Source organism: Pseudomonas beijingensis (assembly GCF_030687295.1).
GTDB lineage: Bacteria > Pseudomonadota > Gammaproteobacteria > Pseudomonadales > Pseudomonadaceae > Aquipseudomonas > Aquipseudomonas beijingensis.
On record NZ_CP117425.1, the window covers coordinates 1,841,371 to 1,859,349 of the forward strand.

The 17,979-nt window shown below is 60.4% G+C and carries 8 protein-coding genes and 2 pseudogenes; 7 read left to right on the top strand and 3 right to left on the bottom strand.

Going from position 1 to position 17,979, the window contains the following annotated elements:
- Positions 1 to 416: 416 nt before the first annotated feature.
- Both PSH84_RS28965 and PSH84_RS28970 read right to left on the bottom strand, forming a co-directional pair.
- On the bottom strand, positions 417 to 1,280 hold the full coding sequence (locus tag PSH84_RS28965) for a methyl-accepting chemotaxis protein (RefSeq protein WP_409557442.1): 864 nt from the start codon (positions 1,278 to 1,280) through the stop codon (positions 417 to 419).
- A gap of 42 nt (positions 1,281 to 1,322) precedes the next feature.
- Positions 1,323 to 2,336, bottom strand: a pseudogene (locus PSH84_RS28970) (methyl-accepting chemotaxis protein); the annotation flags it as partial.
- Positions 2,337 to 2,548: 212 nt separating this feature from the next.
- Here PSH84_RS28970 and pmrG point away from each other — a divergent pair.
- Positions 2,549 to 3,220 (top strand): lipopolysaccharide core heptose(II)-phosphate phosphatase PmrG, encoded by a 672-nt coding sequence (pmrG, locus tag PSH84_RS08350; protein WP_436278755.1) that lies wholly within the window; start codon positions 2,549 to 2,551, stop codon positions 3,218 to 3,220.
- Between the two features lie 24 nt (positions 3,221 to 3,244).
- Positions 3,245 to 4,105, top strand: a complete 861-nt coding sequence (locus PSH84_RS08355; protein WP_305482580.1) for a phosphatase PAP2 family protein — start codon at positions 3,245 to 3,247, stop codon at positions 4,103 to 4,105.
- A 97-nt stretch (positions 4,106 to 4,202) separates the two neighbouring features.
- On the opposite strand, the gene katG is transcribed toward PSH84_RS08355, so the two are convergent.
- A complete protein-coding gene (gene katG, locus PSH84_RS08360; protein WP_305482581.1) occupies positions 4,203 to 6,467 on the bottom strand; it encodes a catalase/peroxidase HPI in 2,265 nt (754 codons plus the stop codon).
- Positions 6,468 to 6,838: 371 nt separating this feature from the next.
- Between katG and PSH84_RS08365 the strand changes: the two are divergent.
- From PSH84_RS08365 to PSH84_RS08385, 5 genes and pseudogenes are all read left to right on the top strand, one after another.
- A pseudogene (locus tag PSH84_RS08365) lies at positions 6,839 to 7,478 on the top strand (hypothetical protein).
- Between the two features lie 375 nt (positions 7,479 to 7,853).
- Positions 7,854 to 9,503 carry a ShlB/FhaC/HecB family hemolysin secretion/activation protein gene (locus PSH84_RS08370; protein WP_439800557.1) on the top strand — a complete coding sequence of 550 codons (1,650 nt, stop codon included), beginning with the start codon at positions 7,854 to 7,856 and terminating at the stop codon, positions 9,501 to 9,503.
- 24 nt (positions 9,504 to 9,527) lie between these two features.
- Positions 9,528 to 16,982: a two-partner secretion domain-containing protein gene (locus PSH84_RS08375; protein ID WP_305482585.1), complete on the top strand. Its 7,455-nt coding sequence runs from the start codon at positions 9,528 to 9,530 to the stop codon at positions 16,980 to 16,982.
- Positions 16,983 to 16,991: 9 nt separating this feature from the next.
- Positions 16,992 to 17,315, top strand: a complete 324-nt coding sequence (locus PSH84_RS08380) for a DUF6572 domain-containing protein (RefSeq protein ID WP_305482587.1) — start codon at positions 16,992 to 16,994, stop codon at positions 17,313 to 17,315.
- A 146-nt stretch (positions 17,316 to 17,461) separates the two neighbouring features.
- Positions 17,462 to 17,905 (top strand): hypothetical protein, encoded by a 444-nt coding sequence (locus PSH84_RS08385; RefSeq protein ID WP_305482588.1) that lies wholly within the window; start codon positions 17,462 to 17,464, stop codon positions 17,903 to 17,905.
- Positions 17,906 to 17,979: the final 74 nt, after the last annotated feature.

Consider the following 17,979-nt stretch of genomic DNA (forward strand, 5'->3'; position numbering starts at 1 on the left):
GGCGCGGAGTTGCGGGACACAGCAGACCCGGGGTGGGAGCGAGCTTGCTCGCGATAGCGGTGGGTCTGCTGGCATTGATGTTGGATGTGCCGCCGTCATCGCGAGCAAGCTCGCTCCCACAGTGGTTTGTGCCTGGCGCGGAGTTGCGGGACACAGCAGACCCGGGGTGGGAGCGAGCTTGCTCGCGATAGCGGTGGGTCTGCTGGCATTGATGTTGGATGTGCCGCCGTCATCGCGAGCAAGCTCGCTCCCACAGTGGTTTGTGCCTGGCGCGGAGTTGCGGGACACAGCAGACCCGGGGTGGGAGCGAGCTTGCTCGCGATCGCGGTGGGTCTGCGGGCATCGATGTTGGATGTGCCGCCGTCATCGCGAGCAAGCTCGCTCCCACAGTGGGTCATGCAAAATCGGGTCGGGTGTTAGACGCGGAAGTGGCTGACCATCATCTGCAACTGATTCCCCAGCCGCGCCAGTTCGACGCTGGAGGCGGCGGTTTCTTCGCTGGCAGCGGCGGTCTGTTCGGACACGTCGCGCACGTTGATGATGCTGCGGCTGATCTCCTCGGCCACGGCGCTTTGCTGCTCGGCGGCGGCCGCGATCTGCTGGTTCATCGACTGGATGTTCGACACCGTGCGGGTGATGTTTTCCAGTGACGCGCCGGCCTTGCGGGTCAGGGCCACGCTGCTGTCGGTAAGGTTGCGGCTGTTGTTCATCACGGCGGCCACTTGCTGGGTACCATTCTGCAGGCCAGCCACCAGGCCTTCGATTTCTTCGGTGGATTTCTGCGTGCGCTGGGCCAGGCCACGGACTTCGTCGGCCACCACGGCGAAACCACGCCCGGCTTCACCGGCCCGTGCCGCCTCGATCGCGGCGTTGAGCGCCAGCAGGTTGGTCTGCTCGGCCACGGCTTTGATCACGTCCATGACGCTGCCGATCTTGTCGCTTTCCTGTTGCAGCACGGTCATGGCGTCGGTGGAGCGCACCACTTCGCTGGCCAGGCGCTCGATCTGGGCAATGGCTTCGCTGACCACCTTGTCGCCGGCACGGGCTTCGCCGTCGGCGGCGGCCGCGGCCTGGGAGGCTTCTTCGGCGTTGCGCGCGACCTCCTGAACGGTGGCGGTCATCTCGTGCATGGCGGTCGCGACCTGATCGGTCTCGACTTTCTGGCTGTTGACCCCGGCGCTGGTTTGCTCGGTCACGGCGGACAGTTCTTCGGCGGCGCTGGCGATCTGAGTCACGCCATCGCGGATGCCGCTGATCAGGTCACGCAGGGTCACGCCCATGCGGGCGATGCCTTGTTGCAGCACGCCCAGTTCGTCACGGCGGGTGACGATGACGTTCTGCGACAGGTCGCCACCGGCAATGCGTTCGACCACGGCCAGGGTTTCGCGCAGCGGGCCGGTGATCTGGCGAGTGATGATCACGGCCGCGATGACGCCGACCAGCAGCGCCAACAGGGTGCTGACCAGTTGCAAGGTGCGTGCCTGGGCGCTTTCAGCGTCGCGGCGGTCGAGTTGGATCTGGTACAGCTGTTCGCTCAAGGCCACGATGGTTGCGCCCTGGTCGGTCATTTCCTTGCGGGCCTGGACCACATCGGCGGTGGCCACTTTGAAGGCCTGCACGGCGCTGCGGTATTGGGCCAGGGCATTTTCCAGCTGGCGCAGTTCATCCTGGCGGGTGCTGGAGAAATGTTCATTCAGCGGTTTGAGCGCAGCGATGGCGGCGTCCAGTTGGTCGATGGCCTTGCGCTCGGTGTCGGCGTTGCTGTTGGCGGTGTAGCCGCGCACTTCATAGCGGGCCAGCATGAAGGCCTGCTTGGCCTGGGTGATGACCTGGAACTGGGCGAAACGCTCATCGCTGAGGGCCATTTGCCGCACATCGGCGTCGAGAGCCTCGATCAGTTTGTAGGCGATCTCGGCGTTCGTGCCCATGACATCGCGGGCGCTGTTGCCCGTGCGGTAGGCGCTGCGCATTTTGTTCAAGGACACTTGATAGGCACTGATGACCGCGCTCTGCTCCTTGAGCAGCTTGACGTTGGCCGGGCTCTTGAAGCTGCTGAGCAGGGCGTTCTGTTGCGCCACGAAACCATCGAGGGTGGTCTGCACGTTTTGTGCGGCGGTCTCGTCACCGTTGGTCAGCATGTATTGCAGGCGCGTGACGCGCAGTTTGGTCAGGCTGGCGTTGAGCTGGGTAATGTCGCTCATCCAGTTGCTGCGGTCGATCAGCCCACCCAGGCTGGTCCAACTGGTCAGGGCCAGCAGGCAGGTCAGTACCAGCACCAGGCCGAAGCCCAGGCCCAATTTCATGTTGACGCTAATGTTGCCAAACCAGCTGTTCATCAAATTCCTCCAGGAACGTTGTGCTGCTTAATCGTCGGTACGCTGGAAGATTGTTGTTGTTAAGAGCCAGCAAGAGCATGTAACAGGGGGGTATCGGCGGTGAGCCATGGATCTGAAGCTTTTTTTCACATCGGTTTCACTGCCTACCTACGTCGGCCTCTCTACTGTCGCGCCATCGAATGACTGGGTGGATGCCGTCGGGGCGGCTTGATGTGGAACTGAGACTGAGCCTTTTCGGCCTGACGCGCTCGATCGATACGCGCCGATTTGCCCGTTATCAAAACGCCGTGGTCGTGCTGGCTTCAGCGCTGCTGGTGATCCCGTTGACCCTCTGGCTGCTCAGCCCGACGGCGGTGCCGGACCTGGCCCATGGCAACGTCGCCGGCGCCCGTGCCTTGGCCGCTGGCTGGGCCAAGGGCGAGATGATCGTGCTGGTGCGCCATGTCGAGCGCTGCGATCACTCCAAGGCCGCGTGCTTGAATGATCGCGAAGGCATCACCGACCGCGCCCGTGCCGTTGCGGTGGGCCTCGGTGCCCGTTTCGAACAACTGGGCCTGGACAACGTCGACCTCTACAACAGCCCGCTGGTGCGTGCGACCCAGACGGCGGGGTACATGTTCAGCAAGGTGAGCACTGGTGACGATTGGCTGTTCAATTGCCGACATGACCTGCTGCGCAATGCCCTGGCCCACAAGGTGGCGGGGCGCAACTTGATTCTGGTCACCCATAGCGAATGTATGCAGGCCATGGAAACCGCGCTCCAGCGTCCGACCTCGGCGTTTGGCTATGGCGCTTCGTTGTTCGTTTCCACCGCCCAACCACAAGCGCCACGGTTGCTCGGTTTTATCGAAGCCTCTGACTGGCGCTCGGTGATGTTTCAGTAATTTTCCTCACGATTAGGACCGCTCATGCTGACGTCTGCTCGCGCCCGTTTCTACGGGCTCAACCTCGGAATTCCGCTGGTCTGTGCTGCCGTGGTGTTCTTGCTGTTCGACATGACCCGCATCGACATCGCCATCAGCGATCTTTTTTACGACCCGTTGCACCAGGTCTTTCCGTTGGAGCACGTTCGTCTGTTCGAGCAAATCACCCACAAGTGGGCGAGGATCATCCCGAACTGGACCGGCGAGGTGGCCATTATCGGGGCGCTGTTGTCGTTTTTCTGGCCGATCTTCAAACCGGAAAAACGCCCTGGACTGCTTCGCCTGCTGGATAAAGCCCGACTGAGCAAGCCGCTACGGTTTGCCCACAAGCACCGTCGTGATTTCCTCTACGTGGTTTTCGCCTTTTCCCTCAGCACCGGGGTGATCCATTACCTCAAGGGCCACACCAGCGTGTATTGCCCGGTGGAAACCACCCAATACGCCGGCAAGATCGAGCACAAGGAATGGTTCCAGAATTTCGATCTACTGAAGGTTGCCGGTGACGGTCGCTGCTGGCCCGGCGGTCATGCGTCCGGCGGCTTCACCATGCTGGCGCTGTATTTCGTCGCCCGCCGCTACCGCTGGCGTCATTCGAAAGCGTTGATGTATGGGGCGCTGGCCTTGGGGTTTGTCTACGGGACGACGCGGGTCCTGCAGGGCTGGCACTACATGTCCCACACGTTCTGGGCGGGGATTTTCGTCTGGTTGAGCTGTTGGCTGATGGCGTTGCTGTTTTATGGGCGAGCGGCTTTGGAACAGCCTGTGTTGGGCAGCGCACTTCGTCAGTCTGAACGCCAGGCAAAAAAAAGCCCGCTGGGAGCGCGGGCTAAAACCTTAGTTTCTTGAATGAGCGAGGGGACTTTACCCAATCACGCGGGGGCGTGGGGTGAAGAAAAGTTCATGAGGCCGGCTCCTTGCACGACCTCATGCTCGCGGGTTCTTCTCACCTGAGATCAAACCGATCCAGGTTCATCACCTTGACCCACGCCGCGATGAAGTCCTTGACGAACTGCTCCTGCGCATCCGGGCTGGCATAGACTTCGGCCAGGGCCCGTAGTTGCGCGTTGGAGCCGAAGACCAGGTCAACGCGAGTGCCGGTCCATTTGACCTGGCCGGTCTTGCGGTCGCGGGCTTCGAAGGTTTCCTGGGTGTCGGAAAGGGCTTTCCATTCCACGCCCATGTCGAGCAGGTTGACGAAAAAGTCGTTACTCAATGTCCCGGGCCGTTGGGTAAAGACACCGTGCGCAGTGTGGCCGACGTTGATGTCCAGTACCCGCAGACCACCGAGCAGTGCCGTCATTTGCGGGGCGCTGAGGGTCAGCAGTTGGGCCTTGTCGATCAGCAGCGCCTCGGCGGACACGCGGTATCGGCCCTTGAGGTAGTTGCGAAAACCATCGGCGATGGGCTCGAGGAAACCGAACGACTCGACGTCCGTCTGCTCCTGGCTGGCGTCCATGCGTCCTGGTGCGAAGGGTACCGTCACGCTGAGCCCGGCATTTTTCGCGGCCTGTTCAATGCCGGCGCTGCCGGCCAGCACGATCAGGTCCGCCAGGGAGATTTTCTTGCCATCGGCTTGGGCGGCGTTGAACTCGTTCCGAACCTTGTCGAGGGTCGCCAGCACCTGGGCCAGTTGCTCGGGCTGGTTGGCCGGCCAATCCTTCTGCGGGGCCAGGCGCAGGCGGCCACCGTTGGCACCGCCGCGTTTGTCGGAACCACGGAAAGTGGAAGCCGCGGCCCACGCCGTCGACACCAGCTGTGAAACCGTAAGGCCCGAGGCCTGCAACGTGCCTTTGAGGGCGGCGACGTCGCTGTCGTTGACCAGCGGATGGTCGACCGCCGGGATAGGGTCTTGCCACAGCAGTTCTTCGTTGGGCAGCTCCGGGCCGAGGTAGCGTGAGAGCGGGCCCATGTCGCGATGGATCAGCTTGAACCAGGCGCGGGCAAAGGCGTCGGACAATTGCTCCGGGTTCTCCAGGAAACGCCGCGAGATTTTCTCGTAGATCGGGTCGAAGCGCAGCGCCAGGTCGGTGGTCAGCATCGTTGGATTGCGCCGTTTGGCCGGGTCATGGGCATCGGGGATGATGCCCGCGCCTGCGCCGTTTTTCGGCGTCCATTGGTGCGCGCCGGCCGGGCTCTTGGTCAGTTCCCACTCGAAGCCGAACAGGTTCTCCAGGTAGTTGTTGCTCCAGCGGGTGGGCGTGGTGGTCCAGGTGACCTCCAGGCCACTGGTGATGGTGTCGGCGCCCTTGCCGGTGCCGAAGGTGCTCTTCCAGCCCAGGCCTTGCAGCTCCAGGCCAGCGGCTTCGGGCTCGGCACCGACATTGTCCGCAGGCCCGGCGCCGTGGGTTTTGCCGAAGGCGTGGCCACCGGCAATCAGTGCCACGGTTTCTTCGTCGTTCATCGCCATGCGGGCGAAGGTTTCGCGGATGTCCAGCCCGGCGGCGACCGGGTCCGGCTGGCCCTCGGGGCCTTCCGGGTTGACGTAGATCAGCCCCATCTGCACGGCGGCCAGCGGGTTCTCCAGGTTGCGTCCCTCGTCAGTGCGGCTTTCTTCGTTGCCAGGTTCGGCCACCAATTGGCCTTCGCCGGGCTCCTGCATGGCGGCTTTGTCGGGCTTGCCGTAGCGAACATCGCCCCCCAGCCATTTGTTTTCGGAACCCCAGTAGACGTCTTCATCCGGCTCCCAGACGTCGGCGCGACCACCGGAAAAACCGAAGGTCTTGAAGCCCATGGACTCCAGCGCAACGTTACCGGTGAGGACGATCAGGTCGGCCCAGGAAATGTTGCGGCCATACTTCTGCTTGATCGGCCACAGCAGCCGACGCGCCTTGTCGAGGCTGACGTTGTCGGGCCAGCTGTTGAGCGGTGCAAACCGCTGCTGGCCGGAACCCGCGCCACCGCGTCCGTCACCGGTGCGGTAGGTGCCTGCACTGTGCCAGGCCATGCGGACAAAGAGCGGCCCGTAGTGGCCGAAATCCGCCGGCCACCAGTCTTGCGAGTCGGTCATCAGCGCGTTCAGGTCTTGTTTCAAGGCCTGGAAGTCCAGGCGCTTGAACGCTTGCGCATAGTTGAAATCCTCGCCCATGGGGTCGGACAGCGAGGAGTGCTGGTGCAGGATCTTCAGATTCAGCTGGTTCGGCCACCAGTCGCGGTTCGTCGTGCCACCACCCGCGGCGTGATTGAACGGGCATTTCGATTCGTTTGCCATGAGAAGCTACCTTCGGTCGTATTCATCCAGCTATCCAGCCCGGCGGGGCTTCGAATAGCGACAGGCGAAATAAATGACACAGGGCGCAGGGCTCACAGTTCGCTCAACTGATCGTGTATGGCCACACGGCAACGCGCGACGGCGGTCTGATTGCCAGTACGGTGGCCCACGGCAAGCCCAGTACGGTTCTGAACGCTTCCTATCTCTTGTCAGGTTTCACGGGCCGGATTGCACCAGCCTGAATTCAGGCTAGTCCCCCTTTGCCAGATAGCTAATAGGCGCAGTATTAACGCTCGATAGGGATAATCTTTTATCGAGGCCAAGCGGCGAGGCAGATGATATGAACGGCACCTGCCGTGACGGACCCCATCATGAACAAATGCCCGCGCAGCACGGCCTTCCACGAAGCGGGGCATGCCCTGGCGTTCTGGTGGAACGGCCAACCGATAAAACGCATCACCGTGCGTACCAAGGTCGAAGCCTGCGCGGGGCCTCTGTTCGACCTGCGCGGTAACCCGCAATACGCAGAAGGGTTGGTCGAAGCGGACTACCTTGTCTCGCGCCCGGCCTTCGACGCCCCGGGAATCGCTGAATACCTGCCTTCGATGATCGATGCCATTGAGCGTGACTTGCTCCATTGCTTCGCGGGGCCAGTGGCCGAAGCGGTCTACCGGCACCGCAGGTCCGACCGGCTGATCAGAGGCAGCGGCCGGGGAGACCTGGATCGGGGGTACGAATTGATCAGCTTGCTGCCACCGCGCAAGCTGCTCGACGCCCAAATCCCAGGCCATCGCGCGTTGCAGCCGGTTGATGCATCGTTACTGGCCTGCTGTGTGCGCGGTGGCGGACCTTCTGCAAGCGCACGGCAAGGTCGAAGGCAACCTCGTGACGGCGCTGTTGTGCGAGATCACCGGGGAGTCGCCCACTTGGCTTGGCAATAGAGTTGGAAGCCTTGATTCGCGAGCGGGAAGCCGCGAAGGCGCCGGCCTGCTCGCAGGGCCACTTATCTAAGAAAACGATGAACCCGTGGCGAGGGAGCTTGCTCCCGCTGGGCTGCGAAGCGGCCCTACGATTTTGCGGTCGCTGCGCAACCGAGCGGGAGCAAGCTCCCTCGCCACGGATTTCCGACTGCCTAAGTGAGCTGCGTTGCTGACCTGCTCGGACCTTCCAGCGATGCCTTTTCATCGTGTTTGTCGACGCTGTCTGTGAGACATGTCTCTTTTTTACGTAGAAAATCTCCGCTCCCTTGAACCGAAGGCGATCTGCCGGGTCTGGTATCCGCGCATTGCTGTGTATGCCTGCTGTCATTTCTGTATCGAGGGATCGAACATGTCCGTATTTGCCTTAGGGACGAGGCTAGTCGTCGCGTCGCTGTGTTTTCTAGCGATGAACATTGCCGTCGCTGCGCCAACCCCAGGCGATACGGACCTGATCCGTGAGCGCCAGGACCGTCTGCTCGAAGAGCAGCGTCGGCGCCTTGAAGAACTCAAGGACCTGCCCGGCAAAGAAGCGAAACCGGCCCAGCCCACTGCACCTGTCGATACCCGTTGTTTCCCGATCAAGACCATCGAGCTCAAGGGCGCCGACGCCCTGTCCGAAAGCGAGCGCCAGCGCCTGCTCAAGCCCTTCCTCAACCAATGCCTGGGCGTGCCGCAGCTTAATCAGTTGCTCAAGGTCATCACCGACCACTACCTGGAAAAAGGCCTGGTCACCAGTCGCGCCTATTTGCCGCAACAGGACCTGTCCAGCGGTCACCTGCAAGTGCTGGTCGTCGAGGGGCGGCTGGAAGGCCTGAAAGGTGCCGAGAACAGCAAGTTGTCGGATCGTGAGTTGGCGATGACGTTTCCCGGCAAAACCGGCGATCTGCTCAACCTGCGGGAGATGGAGCAGATGGTCGATCAACTGAACCGATTGCCGTCCAACCGGGCGCAAATGGAGCTGACACCCGGGCAGAACATCGGTGGCAGCGAAGTGCGGGTCAATAACACCCCGCAGAAACCCTGGCGCGCCGGCCTGTCACGGCATAACGATGGGCAGAAAAGCACTGGCGAGCAGCAATGGGGCGCCTCCCTGGATTGGGACAGCCCCTTGGGCTTGGCCGACCAACTGGCCTTGCGCGGCGGCCACGATGCCGTCAGCGATCACCAGAAAACCTCGCGCAACGGCATGCTCTATTACAACCTGCCGTTTGGCTGGTGGAACCTGAGCTACACCTACAGCGAAAGCGAGTACCGGGCGCTGGGCCAGGCCAACGGTTTCAATTTCAAGCAGAGCGGCGACAGCCAGAACCATCAGGTGCGCCTGGAACGGGTGGTCCATCGCGATGCCATGAGCAAGACCTCCCTCAATACGGGCCTGGCGTACCTGCGCACCAACAACTTCATCGCAGACAACAAGCTCGCTGAAAGCAGCAATCGCATCAGCGAGGCGCAGTTCGGCATCAACCATGGCCGGCGGATCGGCAATGCCTTCGTCAACCTCGACTTGGGCCTGCAAAACGGTATCGGGGCCCTTGATGCCCAGGGCGATCACGACCCTGGCCCCGGCCTGCCGAATGCCCGCTACCGCAAATACACCGCGACCCTCAGCTACCTGCAACCGTTCCAGATGTGGGGCGAGTCCTTCAGCTTCAGCAGCCTGATGACCGGCCAGCGCAGCGAGGATGCGTTGTTCGCCCCGCAGCGCATGAGCCTGGGCGGCCTGTCGTCGATTCGCGGCTACAAAGACCAGACGCTGTCTGGCGACAGCGGCGGCTACTGGCGCAACGACCTGCGCTGGAGCCGCCCGGTGACACTGGAGTGGCTGCGCCCAGTGTTCGCCGAGTACGGCACCAGCCTCGGTTATGACCAGGGCGTGATTCGCGGCAATCGCTACAACGGTAGCGAGCACGGGCGCATGTCGAGCAACTCGCTGGAGTTGTTCGCCCGCGGCGAGCACCTGAGCGCCAGCGTCACCTTCGCCCACTCCCTGGAACGCCCGGATGCCCTGACCGAGCGCGAAGCGCCGATCTACTTCCGCTTGGATGTATCCATCTAATTTCTGCTGCAACGAGACCTGATCATGGACGACCGCCAATACGCCTTCCTGGCCCGCCAGCCTTCTGCCACCCTGAAAACCCGCGACGCCTTCTGGGGCATGCCCAAGCGCGGCCTGGCATTCCTGTTGATCAACGTCATGTTCTGGCAGCCGCTGTGGGCCCAGGCGGGCGGCATCGTGGTCAGCGCGCCGGGCACCAGCCTTGGTCAGGCGGGCAACGGCGTACCCGTGGTCAACATCGCCAAGCCCAACGGCAGCGGTCTGTCCCATAACCAGTTCAAGGACTACAACGTCGGCAGCAACGGCGTGATCCTCAACAACGCCACCAATGCCGCCCAGTCCACGCAACTGGGCGGGATCATCCTCGGTAACCCGAATCTCAAGGGTACGGCCGCCAAGGTCATCCTTAACGAAGTCAACGGCGGCAACCCCAGCCAGTTGCGCGGCTACACCGAAGTGGCGGGGCAGTCGGCTCATGTCATCGTCGCCAACCCTTATGGCATCACCTGCAATGGCTGCGGGTTTATCAACACGCCCAAGGCGACCCTGACCACCGGCAAACCGATCATCGAAAACGGCCAGGTGAACCGCTATCAAGTGGATCAGGGCAGCGTCGCGATTGAAGGCGCCGGCCTCAACGCCAACAACGTCGACCGCTTCGAAATCATCACCCGCAGCGCCAAGATCAATGCCGAGATCCAGGCCAAGAACCTGACCATCGTCGCCGGGCGCAACGACGTTAACGCCAATACCCTCGACGCCACCGCCCGCGCCGATGACGGCAGCGCCAAGCCTGAACTGGCCATCGACTCCTCGGCGCTGGGCGGCATGTACGCCGGCGCCATCAAGCTGGTGGGGACTGAAGCTGGGGTTGGGGTGAAGCTGGACGGCAAGATGGTTGCCAGTGGGGGGGATATTCAGCTGGATGCCAATGGTCATTTGAGCCTGGCACAAACCACGGCAGCAGGCGCCGTCGAGATCAAGGCTCAAAGCCTGGACGCCCAAGGGACGATCTATGCCGGCAGCCATGTTCAGGCGACGACCAAGGGCGCTCTCAACAACCAGCGCGCCATCGCGGCGCGCGAGAAGGTCACGCTGACCACCGACGGCCAGCTCAACAACCTCGGCATCATCGAAGCAGGCGTCAACGTTGATAACACCCGCAACCAGATTGGCGATGTCGTGCTGACTGCGGCGAATATCGACAATCGTGGGAAGAACGTGATCGCCAGTCGCGACCTGAAAGCCACGACCACGCAGACCCTCGACAATCGCGGCGGCACTTTTTCCGCCGGCAAAACCCTGACGCTCGACAGCAAGGACATCGACAACCGCGCCGGCACGCTGGTCAGTCAAGGCAGCATTCAAGCGCTGGCCACTGGGGCGTTGGATAACCGTGATAAAGGGATCATCGCCAGCGACGGCGTGCAGACCCTGGTCGCCGAGACGCTAAAGAACAGCGCAGGCGTTATCAGCAGCAACAACCTTTTGAAGCTCGAAGCGAAGACCCTGGATAACCGCGGCGGCAAGATTGCGTCCGACGCCGCGCTGACCCTTGGGGGCGGTAGCGCTGAAAACAGCGGCGGACAAATCACCAGCCAGGGCGATCTCGTCGCCACGCTGAAAAGCTTCAACCAACAGGACGGAAAGTTGGTCAGTCAGGGGAAACTGACCCTGACCGCAGACCGCATCAACAACAGCGACAACGGCTACATCGCCTCGGTCAAGGCGATGAGCCTGACCGCTCACCAGCAACTGCTCAATAACGGCGAGGCGATCATCAGCACCGAGCAGGGGCTGACGATCAGCGGCGCAGGTCTCGATAACACCAGAGGCAGCTTGCTCAGCCAAGGTGACCTGAAGGTCGATATCACTGGTGATTTCGTCAACCAGGATGGCAGCACCATCACCCAGGCTGGGAACGTGGATGTCGAGGCGAGCAGTCTCGATAACCGTGGGGGTGTCCTGGCCAGTGTCGGTGGTTGGCTGAAAGCCACGCTGGACACGGTGTTGGATAACGGCGAGTCGCTCACCTCCGCCGACGAGGCCGGGTTGATCCAGGCGCAGTCCGTCGATCTCGATGCGAAACAGGCGCTGCGCAACAATGGTGGGCAGGTCTCGGCCTTGTCCGGGGCCGTTGAGCTCACCACGACCACGCTCGAAAACCGCGATGGCGCAGTGCTCGCCAAACAGACACTGACAGTACTCGCGCAGGACTTGGACAACCGCGACGGGCGCGCAGCGGCAAACGCCATTGATTTCGGTTTGACCGGGACGCTGAACAACCAGCGCGGTCTGGTGGAAGGTTCCAACGGCCTGCTGATCCGTGCTGCGTCGGTTGATAACCAGGGCGGCAAGTTGCGCTCGGTGGGCAAGCTGGGGACCGCGACGCTAACGGTTGATCAACTGCTGGACAACCAGGGCGGCGTCATTGAAGCGGCTACCCAGGACCTGTCCTTGCAGATGGCAGGCTTCAAGAATGCTGGCGGCACTGTTCGTCATGTGGGCGCCGGTGCTTTGGGTGTGGACCTCGCCAGGTTCAGCAACATCGGCGGCAGCCTGATGACCTCAGGCACCCTGGCCGTCGACGCCGCACGTTGGGATAACAGCTCGAATATCCAAGCCAATGTCCTGAACCTGAAGGTGGGCCAGCTCAATCAGACCAGCAGCGGCAAGTTGGTCGCGGTGCAAAGCCTGCTGGCCACGGGCGGCAACTGGAACAACGCGGGCACCATCAGCAGCGACGTTGATTTGGATCTGAAGCTGACTGGCGCTTATGTCGGCACTGAAAACAGCCGCGTCAGCAGCCTCAATAAATTCGATTTGAGCGCCGCCAGCCTCGATCTCTCCAGCGGCTCGCGCCTGGCTGGCGGTGGCGCTACCACCGTCAGCAGTCTGGGTGCGTTGAACAATGCCGGACGGATCACCGGCGGCGGCAAGTTCTCCCTGGCCGCCACGAGCCTGGTCAATACGGGCACGCTGGGTGGCGCCGACAGCGTCGAACTGGTTGCCAACGAGGCCCGTAACGATCGCGGCCTGATCTTCAGCGGCGCGGACATGGCCCTGCGTTTCAATCGCTTCACCAACTATCGCGCGGACGTCTACAGCCTGGGGGCACTGAATGTCGCGGCACGAGATGGCGTCGCTCGCAGCGTGCTGCTGGAGAACATCTCCGGCACCTTAGAGTCGGCAAAGGACATGTCGCTGCGCAGCGACACGCTGATCAATCGCAAGGACGTCTTTTCCACCACTGATGAGCTGGTGTCGGGTTCCATCAGTGTCAAGTGTTATGACTGCAGTGGTGACCACCACAACGTCGACTATGTGGCCAGGGAAACCTACCAAAGCGCAGTGCTTGAAGACTCGGCCAGTGCCACGCTGATGAGTGGGGCGAAGCTGACCGTTGATGGCTCTGCGGTGACCAACCAATACAGCGTGATGGCCTCGGCCGCCGACCTGTTGATTACAGCGGACAACTTCGCCAACGTTGGCGCTGCTTCCGGCACCAGTGTCAGAACGCGGACCTGGAATACGGGGCGTGTCACTGATGGAACCGACGAGCGTTTTCGCGACAGGGTCATCGTCCCCTACAACGCCCAGGCCAACCCGAAACAAGTGCCCGTCGATGCGCTCAACAACTTCCGTCAGGTGGGTGATATCACGATCGTGACGCCGGGGGAGTCGCTGGCACCGGCGGTCGTTCAATCAGGCGGCAACATCAGCATCCAGGCTACGCAACGCCTGGAGAACAGCAGCATCGTGCAGTTCCAGGCGCCGCTGGCGGGTGCAGCGAAGTCAGCGGCCACCGATGTGGCCAACGCCGCACAGCCAGCGGTCGTGGTGCTCAACCCGCAGTTGCCACCTGATCTGGCCCAACAACAAGTCAACCCGACCACCATGCCCGGGTTCACCTTGCCGACTGGCGAGAATGGCTTGTTCCGTGTCGTCGACAGCGCGGCCGCAGCGCAAGACAGCCGCGACCAGAGCCGGGCCACTGTCCAGGGTTCGGACGCCAGCCGGGTCATCACCGGCCCCAAATACCTGATTGAAACCAACCCCGCGCTGACCGACCTCAGGCAGTTCATGAGCTCGGACTACTTGCTGGATAACCTGGGTTATGACCCCGATACCAGCTGGAAGCGCCTGGGCGATGGTTTGTACGAACAACGCCTGATCCAACAGGCGGTGCTGGCCCGCACTGGGCAGCGTTTCATTGCCGGACAGACCAGCGACGAAGGCATGTTCAAGTACCTGATGAACAATGCCATCGCCAGCAAGGAACAACTGAACCTAGCCCTTGGCGTGACCCTGACTTCGCAACAAGTCGCCGCGCTGACCCACGACATCGTCTGGATGGAAGACCAGGTCGTCAGTGGCCAACATGTCCTGGTGCCGGTGCTTTACCTGGCACAGGCCAACAACCGGCTGATGGCCGATGGCGCGTTGATCCAGGGCAAGAACCTCACCCTGATTGCGGGCACCGACCTGAAGAACGCCGGGACGCTGCGTGCCAGCGAGAACCTCTCGGCGGCAGCCGGGAACAACCTGATCAACACGCGCCTGGCCGAGGCTGGCGAGCGGCTCAAGTTGGTCGCGGGCAAAGACCTGGTCAACATGCAAGGCGGCATCCTCAAGGGCAAGGACGTCGAGCTCTCGACCTTGACCGGCGATATCCGCAACGACCGGACCATCACCACCCTCGAGAACAGCGGCCAGGGCTTCAGTTCGAAAACCGCCGTTGTCGACAATGCCGCGCGCATCGAGGCCGGCAACAACCTCACCATGCATGCTGCGGGCGATCTGCTCAACGTGGGCGGCGCGATCACCGCGGGCAACAACGCAGACCTGAGGGCGGGCAAAGACGTCGTCATCTCCGCGGCTCGCGAAGAAAGCGGCTCGATGCGCCAGGATAAGCGCCACTTCTGGGAGCAGAGCCAGACCGTTCAGCACGCCAGTGAAGTCAAGGCGGGCGGCAACCTGAACGTCACCGCCGGCAACAACCTGACCGTAGTCGCCAGCCATCTCAAAGCCAAAGGCGATATCAACCTGAGCGGTAACGATGTCGCCCTGATCTCGGCGGCGAACGAGGACTCCAGCGAATACCGCTACAAGCGCAGCGGCAAGAAGATCAACAAAGAAGAAGACCATGTCTCGCAGCAGGCGACCACCCTCGATGCCGGGGGGGATGTAAGGGTTGCTGCGCACAATGATCTGTTGATGGTCGCGAGCAAGATTGCGGCGGGTAACGAGGCCTACTTGGTGGCGGGTAAGCAGTTGAGTCTGCTGGCTGAGCAGAATCGTGATTACTCGCTGTATGACATGAAGAAAAAGGGCAGTTGGGGCAGTAAAGCCGCGCGGCGCGATGAGGTGACGCAACTCACCCATATCGGAAGCGAGATCAGCACCGGGGGCGACTCGATGTTGGTCAGCGGCGGCGATCAGAGCTATCAAGTGGCGAAGCTGCAAAGCGGCAACGACCTGATCATTGACAGCGGCGGACGCATCACCTTCGAAGGGGTCAAGGACTTCCACGACGAGAGCCATACCAAGAGCAAAAGCGACCTGGCCTGGTACAAGATGAAAGGCGAGGGGCGGACTGACGAAACCTTGCGCCAGAGCGCTCTGGTTGCCCAAGGAAAGTTGGTGATCAAGGCCGTCGATGGGCTGCGCATCGATGTCAAACAAGTGGATCAGCAGAGCGTCAGTCAAACCATCGATGCAATGGTGAAGGCTGAACCAGACCTGGCCTGGATGAAAGAGGCCCAGGCGCGTGGCGACATTGACTGGCGCCAGGTGAAGGAAATCCACGACAGCTTCAAGTATGACAACTCCGGTCTGGGAGCCGGGGCCAAGATCGCCATCGCGATTTTGATGTCGTTCATCATGGGGCCGGCAGGTTTCGGGCTGTCGGGCACCAATCTTGCGGTCGCCACCAGCCTGAGCACCACGGCGGTCACCAGCACCATTGAGAACAAAGGCAACCTGGGACTTGCCCTGAAGGAAACAGTCAGCGCCGATAGCCTGAAAAGTGCGGCCATTGCCGGTTTTACCGCCTATGCATTCCAATACGCGGACAAAGAATGGTTTACCAGTGCCGACAGCGCCAGCACTACCACGCAAGGCGTCGAGCCGTCGGCGGGTTCAGCGGGTTCAGCGGGTTCGGCATCGAGCGCCAGTAATTCCTCCAAGGATATCTTCCGTTGGAGTAACGCGACTGACACGGCAATCCGCACCACTGGGCGAGCGGTGATCTCCAGCAGTATCTCCACCGCTATCGGTGGTGGCAGCTTCGGCAGCAACTTCAATGCAGCCCTGCTGGGAGAGGCCGGCAATGTCGCGATGGCGACTGGCTTCAACTGGGTGGGCGATACCATCAAGTTCCCCGATGGCGGCCCACAGAAAATTGTTGCCCACGCGATCATGGGTGGTTTGCTGGCTGAGCTGACAGGAAGTGATTTCAAGACCGGCGCGGTCGCTGCCGGTTTGAACGAAGCGCTGATCCCTGGCATGGCCAAGGTGGCGGGTGAAAACAAAGATCTGCAGCTGATGCTGTCGCAGCTAACAGGTTTATTGGCGGCAGCTGCGGTCGATGGAGATCTGAATACAGGCTCGAAGATCGCCGAGAAAGCGACTGCCTTTAACTACCTGTTCCATGCCGAACTGGTCGAAAGAGAACAGAAGCTCAATACGTGCGCCTCCCCGGCGGATTGCCAATCCGTCAGGGACTATTACAACAACCTTGATACGACTCGGAACAAAGAGTTCGGACAGTACTGCCGGAATAACCCGGCGAGCTGTTTGCAAGTGACGAAGCAGTTGGTGGATGAGATTCCAGCCAATGAGAAATTGCTGCATGACGGCAGAAGCGCCGGGCTCGATCGTTCGGCAGCGCTTTGGGAAATTACTCGAAGTAACGAGCGGGCCATCAATACCGGCATCATCGAGAAGACGCGTACCGATAAAGGCGATGGTGCTGCCTTTCTGACGGAGCTTGCTGCGGATGGATTGAGCCAGGACCGGGGGCTGTTCTCGTCGACGGCTGGGGGTAAGGGTGGTACAACCGGGGTTAAGGTTGGGGTTGTGGGGAGTGATGGTGCAAAAGGAGCAGGTGCCTCGGCGGGTGTAAGTTCCTCAAATGGTACAGTCAGCCAGTTAGCTAAAAATAAGGCTGCTGGAGAGGCGTTTGAAGCAAAAACGATGGACAAGCTTCAAGAAACTCAAACTGGAGTTGTACAGCAGGTGACCGTTAAAACTCAAAGCGGCACAAGAACCAGAGTTGATTTAATGGGTAAGGATGCGGATGGAAATATTGTTTGCACAGAGTGTAAAGCTTCGCCATCCGCCCCTCTAACCAAAAACCAAAAAATAGCTTTTCCTGAAATTAAAGAGTCGGGAGCAGTTGTAGTAGGTAAAGGGAAACCTGGGTTCCCAGGAGGTACCCAGATTCCACCTACGACAGTGAATGTGGTAAGGCCCTAAGGAGGGTGTATGTCAATTGAACAAGCTGATGTTGTCGATGCCATTGGTGTTGATAAAGAAACGGGAGGAGTTGTTTTAACTATCAGTGATCATTTGGAGTGGAGCAATGAACATTTATTGCTACTCCAAGAAAAAATCAATTTGTATATTGGCTTTGTTGAGGCGGGAGATCTGGTAGCGGTTTATCCTGACGCGAAAGGTCGTCAGGTTTCTATAAATTTCGTCTTTAAGTACCCTCCGGATGTAAGGGGGAAGAATTTTTTAGATAGGGTCGGTCCTATTGTGGAGCAGGCGGGAATAAGATTTTCTTTTCAGATTTCTAAAATGAATTGACGATACAAGCACCGAAAAGGGGAGTTTTTTTGCGACGTACAGAGGGAGCAGACTTATTTGCTTTGATTTGCTTTGCTTGGTTTGCAAATAAATCTGTCCCTTTTCTCTCTGAGTCAGAGATAAAAACGTGCCTTGGAGGGCCATTGATGCGACACGATGTTGTTTTACGCTTTGTAGCGATGATTCTGTTCTGCTTCACACTGACGGGCTGCATTCATTACGAACATAAAAGCGCAGAAGGAAAACCCTGGGACGAAGTCGCGACAATTCGGCAGTTCGACAAGCATTTGTCGATAGACAAGATCGATGACGATACGTCGCTATATTGGCTAGCCCGCCAAACCGAGTATCGACTCGGCGCAGGAAGGCATAAACTTTCCGTTAAGTACGCTATTGGAACCGAATACTCACGTCCAATTGAAATGACCGTGGATTTGGTCGGTGGCCGTACCTATGGACTGTATGGCATTTCTTCTATGAAATGGTGGTATTACGAAGTTCGTGATGTCGATACAGGGCGTTCCGCGAAAGTTATAGAGCCGACTGTCACAATGACGCCTTCTGAATCAGCCGGGCAGGCGGTCCAATAATTTCATTGTGGCGAGTGGATTTATCCCCGCTCGGCTGCGCAGCAGCCCCAAATCAGGCAACTCAAGCAAAAAAG

Bases quoted from the DNA above. Each gene is read 5' to 3' on its own strand.
- PSH84_RS08375 (WP_305482585.1), top strand. From the start codon at position 9,528: ATGGACGACCGCCAATACGCCTTCCTGGCCCGCCAGCCTTCTGCCACC.
- katG (WP_305482581.1), bottom strand. From the start codon at position 6,467: ATGGCAAACGAATCGAAATGCCCGTTCAATCACGCCGCGGGTGGTGGC.
- PSH84_RS08380 (WP_305482587.1), top strand. From the start codon at position 16,992: ATGTCAATTGAACAAGCTGATGTTGTCGATGCCATTGGTGTTGATAAA.
- PSH84_RS08370 (WP_439800557.1), top strand. From the start codon at position 7,854: ATGAACATTGCCGTCGCTGCGCCAACCCCAGGCGATACGGACCTGATC.
- PSH84_RS08385 (WP_305482588.1), top strand. From the start codon at position 17,462: ATGCGACACGATGTTGTTTTACGCTTTGTAGCGATGATTCTGTTCTGC.
- PSH84_RS28965 (WP_409557442.1), bottom strand. From the start codon at position 1,280: ATGGGCGTGACCCTGCGTGACCTGATCAGCGGCATCCGCGATGGCGTG.
- PSH84_RS08355 (WP_305482580.1), top strand. From the start codon at position 3,245: ATGCTGACGTCTGCTCGCGCCCGTTTCTACGGGCTCAACCTCGGAATT.